Source organism: Polaribacter batillariae (assembly GCF_017498485.1).
Classification (GTDB): Bacteria; Bacteroidota; Bacteroidia; order Flavobacteriales; family Flavobacteriaceae; genus Polaribacter; species Polaribacter batillariae.
In genome coordinates, this window is sequence record NZ_CP071795.1 from 3343999 (window position 1) to 3357264 (window position 13266).

Genomic DNA, 13266 nt, shown 5'->3' on the forward strand with positions numbered 1-13266 from the left:
AACGCACACGGTATTAGCAAAAAAAACCTACTTAATTTTTTGTTAAAAAAAAGCACCTTTGAAACTTAGTAACACAAATCAAACCCAAAAAAAACTAATTTATGAAACAGCACTTTTTTAAAAAACTGCTATTTGTTTTGTTATTTACTACTTATACAGTAAGTGGCCAAACCAAAACAATAACAGGAAAAATTTTAGATGAAACTGGAGAGCCATTACTAAGCGCTTCTATTCTAATTAAAGGAACTAACAGGGGTACCTTTTCAGATTTTGATGGAAATTTCAAAATCAATGCAAAAGCAACAGATGTTCTTGTGGTAACTTATGTAGGTTACAATAAAAAAGAAGTTCCTATTTCGGGAAAAGAAAGCCTTACCATTCGTTTAAAGCCTAGTGCAGAGGCATTAGACGAAATTGTACTTATTGGTTACCAAAAAGTACGTAAAAAAGACGTTACTGGAGCAGTAACAAGCATTAGTGCGAAACAACTGGAAGACATACCCGTAGTAACTGTTTCTTCTTTAATTGCCACACAAGGAACAGGCATACAAAACGTAACAATGAGTGGTGCTCCAGGAGCGAGACAATCTCTAGTTATTCGTGGAAATACAAGTATATCTGGTCAATTAGACCCATATACTGCTTTTAGTAATCCATTATATGTAATTGATGGTGTACAAACCTCTTTAGAAGATTTAGCTGGTTACAATGCTTCTAATGTCGATTTTTTAGCTTCTTTAAATCCAAATGATATCGAAAGTATCGATATTTTAAAAGATGCCTCTGCAGCTGCTATTTATGGTTCTCGTGGAGCAAATGGGGTTATTATTATAACCACAAAAGGTGGTAAAGCATTAGACAAACCAGAATTTTCTTTTTCTGCTGTAACAGGTGTGTCTCCCAAACCCAATTTAGTGCCCATGTTATTAGGTGCTGCAGAAAGAAATGCAAAATGGAATATGATTGATAGATGGTGGTTGACTAGTGAGGTACAATCTGCACAAGTACCAATGGTTCTTTCAGACAGCTTAAACCCTGCATTTAACAATAATGTAAATTATCAGAAGATGTTTTACAGACCTAGTACTACTCAACAATACAACATAAGTGTCCGTGGAGGTGGTGAGAAATCTAACTACAGATTTTCTTTAGGGTATTTAAACTCAGAAGGAGTTCTAAAAGGGACTGGGTTTAAACGTTACAACTTATCTGCAAGTACAAATTTTAAAGTAGGCTCTAAATTTAGAAATCAGTTTAGAATATTGGCTTCTATTACAGAAAATGAAACAGGAAGAGGAAACCCTTATGGAGGCTCATTTAGTTTAAATTCTTCATTACCTGTAAGTCCAACTAATTTAAATTCTTCTTTATTCTATTTTAGTGATGAAAGAAGAAGAGCTTTAACAGGTGAGTTAACAGATCGGTTAAATACAGACAAAGAATACAGATCCACTTTTTCTAATATTGCTACTTTAGATCTTTTTGATGGTTTGTCGTTAAACTCGCAACTCACGTATGTTTATAGTAGTAATAAAAAGAATTTTTACGAACCATCAACAATTAGAACCAATAAAGACGGTTTTGCTAGCTATTCTCTATATAACCGTCAAAATTTATCTTCAGACCTTTACTTAAGTTATCTTAAAAACTTTGAAGAAACCCATGAAGTTTCTGCAATTTTAGGAAACAAAATCGATTATAACCAGTATGAAGATTTAGCGATTCGAGCAGTCGGCTTTGGAAGTGATGCAATAAAGGTTATTAATAATAGATATTCTCTAGATCAAGTTGCTGGTTTTTCTGATATAAGAGCCAATGCTTTATTATCTTATTTTGCAAGAGCCAGTTATAAATATAAAAATAGATATATTTTTAGTGGAAACTTTAGTATCGACGGTTCTTCTAGATTTGGTTCAGATGTTCGCTGGGCAAAATTTCCCTCTGCTTCTTTAGCTTGGATTTTTTCTGAAGAACCCATTTTAAAACCTATTCTTTCAGATTTTGTAGATTTTGCAAAACTAAAAGTAACATGGGGTATTAATGGAAAACAATTTCGTCAAAACTATTTAAGATTTGGTGCGTATAATTTAGGGTATGGAGGTGCTGCATACTGGACCAATCAAATGAATGTTTCTTCTTATGGAGGTGTTACAGGTGTGGTTCCTACATATAATCGAATTGGAAATAAAAAGCTATCTTGGGAAAATTCTGAACAATGGAATATTGGATTGGAATTAGACATGTTTAACAGACGTCTAAACTTTAATTTCGATGCTTACCACAAACAAACAGATCAATTATTATTTGATGTATTGCTTCCTAGTTATTCTGGTTATAACGTAGCAAAATCAAACATTGCAGGTGTTTTAAATTATGGATGGGAAGCTTTTCTTACTTACCATGTTTTTCCTAGAACAAATGATTTACGTCTTTCATTTGACATTGGTTTAAGTAAAAACGAAAATTTTGTAACAGATTTGCCAAACGGAAATAGAGATTATATAGGAGATGCAGGTAACTATGGTTATGTTGTTGGTAGGCCTCTTAATTTATACAAATTTTTTACAAACGATTATATCTTAGACGATTTAAGTCAATTACCCGTAAATCCTTATACAGGCGAACCTCTTGCAGGTAAATCTGCATGGGCTACCATACAACCTGGGTTTCCTATTTGGAAAGATTTAAATGGAGATTATATTTTAAATGAAACGCACGATTATCAGCTATCAAGAGAGTTTTCTCCTATTCCAGACATTCAAGGGTCTTTCAATATAAATTTAAAATACAAAGCGTGGTATTTTCAAATGTATAGCCAATTTTCATTTGGTGCAGACATTTTTAACTCAACATTAAATAGTTATATGAATAACTACGATAGAGGAGGAGATACTTGGGCAGAAAAAGGTTTAGCCGATTTAAGTTCACATACTTTTTGGAATCAACCTGGAGATGGTGCGGCTGGAGTTCGGTTTCCAGCAATGTATCCTTCTGTAGGAAGTTTACGTCCTTTCTATAGATTTAGGTCAAACCAATCTCTATGGATAGAAAGTGGAGATTACTGGAAAATAACCAATGCTTCTATTGGACACACGTTTTCTAATGAAACTTGGATGAAAGACCTAGGCTTAAATCGTTTACGTATCTATGGTTCTGTATTAAACCCATATATGTGGCAACGTTCTAAAGCTGTTGTAGATGCCTCTTTGGTAGATGCTAAAGGATATACTCTTGGAAATGGGTATCCACAAGCAAGAACTTTTTCTATAGGTATTGATGTAAAATTTTAAACTAAAAATAAAGATGAAAAATATTAAAAAATATACAACTTTAACAATGATTGTGTGTTTGTTCGCTTCTTTCAGCTGTACAAGCATACTAGATCAAGAACCTGTAAACATAACACATCCAGACGTATTTTGGAGTAACCAATCGAACGCAGAACAAGCATTAGCTGGTGCTTATGCCACATTTAAAGAAGCAATAACCAAACAGGCCAATTTTATCTATTGGGGAGACATTCCAGCAATGACTTTTATGAGGAGTAGAGATTGGATTAGTGGCTATATACAAAATGGAGGAGATTATGTTTTACCTTATAGAGGCTTTAGTCGCGACTGGAAAGATCTTTATAGAGCCGCAAATTGGGCATTAACTATCGAAAAACATGTTTCTGAAATGCCTGATAATTTATTTGCTTCTAAAAAAGAGAAAGATAGAATCATTGGAGAAGCGGCTTTTGTTAGAGGACTTTCTTATTTTTGGATTGCCCGTATTTGGGGTGATGCTCCCATTGTAAATGAAGCGATAGAATCTTCGACCCAATTAATTAATAGCGATGGATTTGTGGTTAGAATTCCAAGATCAAATGAGTTAGAAGTATTAGACTTTGCTTTAGAAGCAACTAACAAAGCAATCGACTTATTAAACTACCAATCTCCAGGCGCTACTAACTGGGCAATTATTGCAAATAAAGCAAGTGCAGAAGCTTTAAAGGCAGATCTTACACTTTGGTATGCTGCTAGAGACAATAACAATCCAGATATGTTAAAAGCTTCTATCGAAGCTGCTACCAATGTTATTAACAATAGTGGTGCAGAATTAATAGATTACGTAGCAGAAGGTAAAGATGGTTTTGATAACATGTGTACAGGAGGCTCTAAAACAGGGTTGTTTGAAATTAATATGAATGCTGGCATGAACGAGTCATTTCGAATCTCTAGCTCTGGCGCTCATTATACTGGTTTAACATTAAACTTTCCTATTTGGAAAAATAAAAACACAAATGTATCTCCAGTTATAGATCCAGATTATTATGGAAAAAAAATGATGAGAAACGATCCTGATAGAGCGAATGATGTACGTAAAGACATCTTTTTCTACGATTACGATAGCGACGAAAACTCTTTTCCTTTAAAATATTCTCACACCTCAAAAGACCCTAGCACCGAAGATGCTTATGCACTATTTAGCGAGTCTAACATCTTAATTTATAGAATGGCAGATATGTATCTTCTTAGAGCAGAAGCATACGCGAAATCTAACCAAGCTGGAAATGCAGTAGCAGATTTAAATTTAACTAGAAGCAAAGCAAATGTTCCTAATTACACTGGGGCTATGGATAAAGAAAGTTTAATCGAAGCTATTTTCGAAGAGCGTTCTATAGAATTTGTTGCAGAAGGAAAATCGGCCTTTGATCGTATTAGAATGGATTTTTACGAAGATGTTCCTTGGATGAACCAAAGTAGAATTGCCAAAAAAGGATACTTTTGGCCAATTGACCCTACAATAATTTCTAATAATCCTTCTATCGTTCAAACAGAATATTGGAGAGGAGCTTTATAAAAAAAAATGATGATGAAATATTCAAAAATAAAAAACAAAGTAATGAAAAATACATGGTTAGTAATAATTATACTTATTTCGCTATATGCTTGTAGCAGTGAAGAGCAAATAATAGACGGAGGTTTAAGCAATGGTAACGTAAACGCCACTACTTTCGACTTCCTAAAATCGCATAAACAATTAGATACACTTGCAATTCTAATAGAAAAAGCAGGTTTAAAAGACAAGGTAAATGAACAAACAACGCTTTTTGCCGCTAATAATACGTCTATTAATAGATATGTAAATTCAGTATTATCTAAAATGAGGCAAACAGACCCAGAAGCAACATTTACTGTAGATGACATTCATGTAGATACTTTAAAAAAATATATGGGTAGTTATATTTTTAATGTAAAAATTAAACGTGAAAACATGACGAAAGAAGGGAGTATTTTAACCTCTTCTAATGGAGAAAAAAGAAGAATTTCCTTAGAGCCTGTAGATAAATATAATAACTATTTAGAGTCTCGTCCAGAATATGTATATTATACGTATAAAGGTGGAGATACTTGGGAAGATTGGGATGATGTTAATTCAGATGATGAAAGCGTTTTAGTTAGAACCTCTAACATAACGACCTTAAATGGTGTTGTACATGTATTACAAGGTACACATGTGCTATTTAATTATAAAAACAACTAAAATTTTAAACGCATGAAAAATATAATAACAGTTTTACTATTTATCGTAGCATTAGCTTCTTGTACCCCACCAGAAGTTGGTTATATAGACGATAATATACACGCACTTCAAGACACTATTTTTGTGCCAAGAGGAATTTTTAAACTATCTGCAGTTCCAGCAGTAGAAGGCTCTACTTATCCTTTGGAGTGGGAAATTACTGGTGTAACAGACGCAGACGGAAATCCAACTGACGAATTATTTGAAAAACATATAATAACCACTTGGACTGCAGCTTATAATCCAGAAACAGATACAACTTTAGAACTTGCACAAGCAAAAATTCAACAAACAGAAGAACCTTCTATTTTAATTAGTTCTGTGAGTGGAGAAATGGCTTTTACTGGAGCTACCAAATTTGTAGAAAACGACATTTTTAAGATTAATGTTAAAGTTAAAAACGTTAAAGGCGAAAGGCAATTAGATAATTTTGTGGTTGTTAAATTACTACAATTCGAAGCAGTAGAATTTCCAACAGAAATGCGATCTAGACTTCAGTTAGGAAAAGATAATGGTTCTTATGATATTGGTTATACATCTTCCATTAAAAATGGAAACGATCCAAAATCGAAAGATGTTTTAGACGGTACACATCCATACATATCAGTTATAAAAACAAGTGACGAACCTGCTATTGGAATTGATGTAAAAATGATAATTGCAGATAGTTATGGAACACCATTAAATACAGATAAGATTACTTTTTTTCCTTTCGGATCTGGTTATTTACAGAACTATCACGATAATTCTACAGAAACAATAACCAATGCAACCAACACAGTATTTTCTCTGCCTGCTCCTCCATTTCCACAGTATGCAAGAAATTACTCAGGTACTAATTCTTACCTAATGTACTACTTAACCAAACCTACAGCTTTTACAGTAGAAAAAGAAGCTTTCGAAAAAGATAATGGCCCAAAAGATTGGACAAAGTACACAGATCCTGCCACAGGCGAAATAAGAAATAGAGCATATATCAGGTGGGGAATTAAAATTAACGATTCTGGTACTTGGGAAATTAAAATGAAAATTCCGTACACTAAAATTAAAGAATAATATAATATTACAATGAGAATTATTTGAATTTAATAAAAAAGGTGCTTATTATAACAATAGGCACCTTTTTTTTAAAACTATTTTAATTGGTTTTTTAACCTCTTATACAATTTTTATAAGGTTAGTAGATAATTTCATAGATCAAAAGTCAATAAAACCTAATATTCATGAACATTTTTCAAGAACAAAACCTTCTAGAATTCAGTGAATACTTCCAAACCGATGGTAAGTGTAAAGAATATTTAGCGAATATTAAATGGAAAAATGGATTTAAATGTGTTAAATGCAATCACATCGCAAGTCAAATCCGTAAAGATTTTTCACGTACTTGTAATAAATGCAGTCATACAGAAACAGCCTCTGCAAACACCTTATTCCATAAGGTAAAATTCGGTTTACGCAAAGCATTTTTTATTTGTTTTGAAATGACTACAGCTAAAAAAATAGCTGCAAGTCATATAAGTACTCGTTATGGCGTTACAGAAAAAACAGCGCGTTTATTTATGTATAAAGTTCGAGAAGCAATGAAAGTTAGTGAAAATTATTTAACGGACGGCACAGTCCATATCGATGAATTTGTAATCTATAGAAGAGCAAAATACAAGCCTCGCAGGAAGTTATAATCGTAAAAAAAAAATCACAGATAAAGGAAGATTAAGAATATAGGTGCTACTACAAATAAATCATCTTTCAACAAAAGAATTAGAAGAAATAGTGTAACAAACATATTCATAAACTAATTGAAAGAATCGTGAAATCTAATAAAATTTATCAATCTAAAATATATGTTTGTAACCTGAGTTCGATTAATAAATTGTCAACTGATTAGACTTTACAGTCTGATATTTTATAGCAGGTTTTTTTGGTAAAAAGCTATATGCAATAAGACCTGCGATTATGTTTGACAAGAAATTAGTAAAACTTCTATGTCTAGAATGTTCAATTTGACAAATATTTTTGAGTTCGTCATTTACGGTTTCAATAACAGAGCGTTTACGCAGTAAAATTTTATCACTCATTGTCATTAAAGAATTCTTCATATTGTTTTTAATATGAGTAATTAAATGCAATCCATCAGCAAAAAGTAACTGCATTAAATCTTTTCCAACATAACCTTTGTCCGCATATAACTTACCATAAATTTTATCTAAAAAAGACTTCTTTTTTAATGGCGTTCTATCATCAACATTAGCTTGGGTTATGCAGAAGTTTAGGATTTCACCTTTATCATTTATAACGATATGCAATTTAAAGCCATGGAACCATCCTATAGTGGATTTTCCAGTGGTTGCAATGCCTTTAAATACTTTATTATTCTTAATTCGTTTGGGGCTGCAAACTCTAACAGGTGTAGAATCTACAAAAGAAATACCCGTAGAATTACCTAAACAACATGTCTTTAAAAATAAAGTCATTGGCATGAGGTTTTGCTGCATGAGTTCTGTAAATCTATTGTATGAAACTGTAGCTGGGAAATCATCTTGCATATGCTTTTGCAAGTAATACACGTAAAAGTGTTTAAAGGTCCTAAAACCACTAAGCTGAAACAAAATGGTAATGGTAATTACCTCGCTATTTGACATAACACTGGGACGTTTTGATGGATTGCCTAAAAGGTGTTTACTTACTATTTGGTCATATTCTTTACAAAATTCATCAACAAGACAGAAAATTTCAGTAATTTTTTACTAGAAAAAAATGCCTAAATTTTAATCGAACTCAGGTTTTGTAACTACCGATATCAAAAAAAATAGAAGATACACCTTAAACAAGTTAAAAAAATATAGCTACAAAATCATCAATATTGGTAGGTAAAATCGTCATTTTAAAAAAATGAAGAAAATACAACTTAAAATAGCACAAAAAAACTACTCAAATAAGTGGTAGATATTCACATATTTGTAATATCAAGAATATAAATACACAAATTTAAATAGTTTAAAAACGAATGAGTTCAAGAAGAAATTTTATTAAAAAATCGGTTGTTGCTGGCGCAGGAATAACAATGGTTCCAAATTTAAGTTTTGGAAATAACAAATTAAACAAAGACGAAAAACTTAAAGTAGGTTTAATTGGAGTTGGTTTAAGGGGAATGAATCACCTAAACAACTTATTACATAGAGACGATGTAGAAGTTACAGCAATTTGCGATATCGACCCCAATAGAATTCCTCTTGCACTAAAAAGATTCGAAAAAGCTGGAAAGAAAAAACCAAAAGTTTTTGGCAAAGGAGAATACGATTATCGAAATCTTTTAGATTCGAAAGATGTTTCTGCTACAATTATAGCAACTCCTTGGTTATGGCATACACGCATGGCAAAAGACAGCATGAAGGCTGGTAAATATACTGGCTTAGAAGTATCTGCAGCAAATACTATGGAAGAATGTTGGGATTTGGTAAACGTACATGAAGAAACAGGTTCGCATTTAATGATTCTAGAAAACGTTAATTACAGAAGAGACGTTTTAGCGGTATTAAATATGGTAAAACAAAATGTATTTGGCGAAATGGTTCACTTTAGATGTGGTTACCAGCACGATTTGCGTTTTGTAAAGTTAAATGACGGGAAGACTGCCTATGGAAAAGGAGTTGAATTTGGCGAAAAAGGAATTTCTGAATCTGCTTGGAGAACACAGCATTCTTTATTAAGAAATGCAGATGTTTATCCTACACATGGTGTTGGCCCAATTGCGGCAATGATAGACATTAATAGAGGAAACAGATTTACTTCTATTTCTTCAAATGCATCAAAAGGAATAGGTTTGCATAACTATATTGTTAAAAATGGAGGAAAAGACCATCCAAATGCAAAATTAAAGTTCAAACAAGGAGATGTTATTACTTCCACCATAGAAACTGCTAACGGAGAAACCATTATTGTAACTCACGATTGTAATTTGCCTAGACCTTATTCTTTAGGATTTAGAGTACAAGGTGCAAATGGTTTATGGGAAGTAGATGGCAACAGAATTTATATCGAAGGAAAATCGAAACCACACAAATGGGATGATGCTTCTGAATGGTTAAAGAAATACGACCATCCACTATGGAAAAAATATGGAGAAAAAGCAATGGGAGCTGGCCATGGAGGAATGGATTTCTTTGTAATTAATTCTTTTGTAGCATCTGCAAAACAAAACATTGCCCCGCCAATGGATGCTTACGACGCTGCAGCTTGGAGTTCCATTACACCACTTTCTGAATTATCAATTGAAAACAATGGAGAGCCACAAAACTTTCCAGACTTTACAAGAGGCAATTGGGTAAAAAGGAAACCTTATAAGTGGATAAAAGATACATATTAATACCTTTTTTTACAGTAATTTTAAAATGGTAAATGTTATAAAAATCAAATAACTCAATAATTAACAATCAATTTATGAAACAGCAATTTTTTAGAAAACTGTTATTTGTTCTACTTCTGGTTACTTATTCTGTAAGCGGTCAAACAAAAACAATTACAGGTAAAGTGTTAGATGAAACTGGACAGCCTCTTCCAGGAGCTTCAATTTTAGTAAAAGGGTCAACAAATGGTACTTCTTCTGATTTTGATGGAAAATTTAAAATCATGTCAAAACCTACAGACATTCTTTTAATTTCATACATAGGTTATGTAACAAAAGAAGTAGTAATCTCAGGAAAATCTACTATTTCTGTTACCCTAGAGCCTGGAGCTCAAGCCTTAGATGAAATTGTGGTTGTGGGGTTTGGTACTCAAAAGAAATCGAACGTAACTGGTGCAAATTCCTTTGTAAAAATGGATAAAATTGTATCAGATAGACCAATTACCAATGCTGCAGAAGCCTTGCAGGGTATTGCTGCAGGTCTGCAAGTTACTGTATCTTCTGGACAGCCAGGTTCTGAAGGTGTTGGCTTAAACATTCGTGGTACAAACTCTATTAATGGAGGCTCTCCATTGGTGTTAATTAATAATGTTCCTGGAAATTTAAACGATATAAATCCGCAAGATATAGAATCCATTTCTGTTCTTAAAGATGCAGCTGCCTCTTCTATTTATGGAGCTCGTGCAGCATTTGGAGTAATTATAGTTACTACAAAAAGAGCTAAGAGAAATCAAAAAGTAAGATTCGATTATAACACAACTACCAGTTTTTCTCACGCTTCAGATTTACCTGTAAAAGCCACGACCAAACAGTTTGTTAGGTCTTTAGATTTTTGGGGTGTAAATAGTTATTTTGCTGGACAAAATGTTAGCGATTGGTTAGGTTATATCAACCAATATGAGTCGGATCCAAGTAAATTAGATTTAATTTCAGACCCAGTTTCTGGTGAAACATATCCTATTCATTTTGATGGTGGACAATACTATCAATTAGCAGACACAGACAATTTTAATGGCTTTATTAACGAACCAGGGTTTTCAAGCATCCATAACTTTACGATAAGTGGTGGTAGCAAAAAAATTGGCTATCGATTAAATACAGGATACAGCTACCAAGATGGTATAATGGTTACCGATAAAGATTCATTTAAAAAGTACAATGTAAATGCATTAGTAAATGCAGATATTACAGACAACTTGTCTTCTACAACAAATGTTTTATTTAGATCTAGCATTCAATCTAGACCCAATGCTAGATACTCTAATGCAGTACAAGCTCGCATGTTCGATCCAACAGGTTTTTTTGATGATGGCTCAGGAGTTATTTTACCATTTGATTCTCCAGCAAACATTGTAAAATTTAGTACTCCAGGAAGAACTGAAGACGATAATCTACGTCTTTTCCAAAAAATCGAATGGAAACCTTTTGAAAGATTTTCTATAGCAGGAGAATATACATTCGAAAAAAACTATATTACAACAAGATCAATTAATAATGGGCAACGTTACTATAGTTCGTTTAGATTTAACCCATCTACCTCTGTAGTAAATGCACAAAGAAACACGAGTATTTCTAGAGGTAATACTAACAGAATTTATAATGGTTTTAACTTATATGTAAAATACGATTGGAAACTTGGCGAAAACCATAATTTTAAAGCCCTATTAGGGGTTAACAGAGAAAAAGAGAAACAAGATTTTTTCTTCTCTTTTAAAAGAGATTTAATCGACCCATTAGAAACACCAACTTTAAATTTAGGTTTCGACGAGACAAACGTATCTGTTGGAGATTCTTTTTACGAATGGGCTGTGGTAGGTTACTATGGACGGATAAATTATAATTACAACGAAAAATATTTTATTGAAGGAAATTTAAGATACGATGGTTCTTCTCGATTTGCAGAAGGAGATCAGTTTGTTGTACTTCCATCTGCATCTATTGGTTGGAATGTTGCTAAAGAAAGTTTCTTAGAAAACGTAGAATTTTTAAATGTTTTAAAAATAAGAGCTTCTTATGGAGTTATTGGAAATCAATTAACACCAAGAATTGGTAATCCATCTGCTCAAGATTATTTCCCTACAACTCCGGGGTATGAAGATTTTATAACAAGATGGACTAATTTAGATACAGACCAACGTTACCTGAGTTTTAACCCAGCTCAATTAATTAGTGCAGGCTTTACTTGGGAAGATGTAATTTCTAAAAACATTGGTGTAGATTTTGCTTTTTTAAACAATCGATTAACTTCGTCTATAGATGTATATACTAGAGATACTAATGGTATGTTGGGAGATGCTGCAGATTTACCTTCTGTTTTAGGAACAGACCCTCCATTACAAAATGCAAATAATTTGAGAACTAGCGGTTGGGAATTTGAGTTAGGTTGGAAAGATAGAATTGGTGAACTAACCTATGGTATTAATGTTAACGTGTTTGATAATCAATCTAAAATCACGAAAATAGACAATCCAACAAAATCTTTATCTCAGCTTTTTGAAGGATTTAGAGTTGGAGATATTTATGGATATGTAACAGATGGGTATTATACTCCAGAAGATTTTCTTCCAGGAACTCTTAATGCAGATTTATCTGGTGATAACAGACAGTTAAAAGATGATGTTCCTGTTATAGATGGAGCTCCAACACCTTATCCAGGAGATATTAAGTACCAAGATTTAGATGGTGATGGCATTATAACAAATGGAGATAATACTGCAGAATACGATGTAGATCCAGCAACTGGAGAAATTATTGCTAGAACAGGACCTGGAGATAGAAAAGTTATTGGAAACAGAGGTAAACGTTATCAATTTGGTGTAAACGGATACCTAGCTTATAAAGGTTTCGATTTTTCTTTCGTTCTTAGTGGAGTAGGAAAACAAGATTTATGGAGAAATTCCGATTTAATTTTTCCTTATCCATCTGTATTTGATAACATTTACTCCCACCAATTAGATTACTGGACACCAGACAATCAAAATGCATTTTATCCTAGAATTCATGGAAATGCTGCTGGAGGAAACTTAGATAGCAATTATAGCTATAGTAGAAGAATACAAACGAAATATTTAAGTGACGAAAGTTACTTAAGGGTTCAAAATATTACTTTAGGTTACAGTTTGAATAACAATGTTTTAAATAGATTAAAAATTAATAAATGTAGAATATTTGTATCTGGTAACAATCTTTTTACATTCGATAATTTACCCAAAGGATTGGATCCAGATCAAGGTTCTAATGGAGTTTATCCAATTATGAGTCAATATTCAGTCGGAGTTAATCTATCATTTTAAAAA

At 32.8% G+C, this 13266-nt stretch carries 7 protein-coding genes and 1 pseudogene; 7 read left to right on the top strand and 1 reads right to left on the bottom strand.

The features are described 5' to 3' along the window. The first annotated feature begins 101 nt into the window (after positions 1–101). The 5 genes and pseudogenes from JL193_RS14770 to JL193_RS14790 all read left to right on the top strand — a co-directional run. The gene (locus JL193_RS14770) at positions 102–3290 is read left to right on the top strand and encodes a SusC/RagA family TonB-linked outer membrane protein (protein WP_207971516.1); all 3189 of its coding nucleotides are present in this window, start codon (positions 102–104) and stop codon (positions 3288–3290) included. A gap of 13 nt (positions 3291–3303) precedes the next feature. Further along, the gene (locus tag JL193_RS14775; RefSeq protein WP_207971517.1) at positions 3304–4845 is read left to right on the top strand and encodes a RagB/SusD family nutrient uptake outer membrane protein; all 1542 of its coding nucleotides are present in this window, start codon (positions 3304–3306) and stop codon (positions 4843–4845) included. A gap of 42 nt (positions 4846–4887) precedes the next feature. Beyond that, positions 4888–5529, top strand: a complete 642-nt coding sequence (locus JL193_RS14780; RefSeq protein ID WP_207971518.1) for a hypothetical protein — start codon at positions 4888–4890, stop codon at positions 5527–5529. Between the two features lie 12 nt (positions 5530–5541). Then, positions 5542–6624 carry a DUF5007 domain-containing protein gene (locus tag JL193_RS14785; RefSeq protein ID WP_207971519.1) on the top strand — a complete coding sequence of 361 codons (1083 nt, stop codon included), beginning with the start codon at positions 5542–5544 and terminating at the stop codon, positions 6622–6624. Between the two features lie 167 nt (positions 6625–6791). Further along, positions 6792–7284 (top strand): annotated as a pseudogene (locus JL193_RS14790) (IS1595 family transposase); the annotation flags it as partial. A 146-nt stretch (positions 7285–7430) separates the two neighbouring features. Here the strand turns inward: JL193_RS14790 and JL193_RS14795 are convergent. Then, entirely contained in the window at positions 7431–8306 is an 876-nt protein-coding gene (locus JL193_RS14795; protein ID WP_207973491.1) for an IS982 family transposase, read from the bottom strand. Between the two features lie 266 nt (positions 8307–8572). On the opposite strand from JL193_RS14795, the gene JL193_RS14800 reads away from it, so the two are divergent. Together JL193_RS14800 and JL193_RS14805 are read left to right on the top strand one after the other, a co-directional pair. After that, positions 8573–9931 carry a Gfo/Idh/MocA family protein gene (locus JL193_RS14800; RefSeq protein ID WP_207971521.1) on the top strand — a complete coding sequence of 453 codons (1359 nt, stop codon included), beginning with the start codon at positions 8573–8575 and terminating at the stop codon, positions 9929–9931. Between the two features lie 74 nt (positions 9932–10005). After that, positions 10006–13263, top strand: coding sequence for a SusC/RagA family TonB-linked outer membrane protein (locus tag JL193_RS14805; protein WP_207971522.1), 3258 nt, complete (start codon positions 10006–10008; stop codon positions 13261–13263). Positions 13264–13266 lie beyond the last annotated feature (3 nt).

Bases quoted from the DNA above. Each gene is read 5' to 3' on its own strand.
- JL193_RS14805 (WP_207971522.1), top strand. From the start codon at position 10,006: ATGAAACAGCAATTTTTTAGAAAACTGTTATTTGTTCTACTTCTGGTT.
- JL193_RS14800 (WP_207971521.1), top strand. From the start codon at position 8,573: ATGAGTTCAAGAAGAAATTTTATTAAAAAATCGGTTGTTGCTGGCGCA.
- JL193_RS14785 (WP_207971519.1), top strand. From the start codon at position 5,542: ATGAAAAATATAATAACAGTTTTACTATTTATCGTAGCATTAGCTTCT.
- JL193_RS14775 (WP_207971517.1), top strand. From the start codon at position 3,304: ATGAAAAATATTAAAAAATATACAACTTTAACAATGATTGTGTGTTTG.
- JL193_RS14770 (WP_207971516.1), top strand. From the start codon at position 102: ATGAAACAGCACTTTTTTAAAAAACTGCTATTTGTTTTGTTATTTACT.
- JL193_RS14780 (WP_207971518.1), top strand. From the start codon at position 4,888: ATGAAAAATACATGGTTAGTAATAATTATACTTATTTCGCTATATGCT.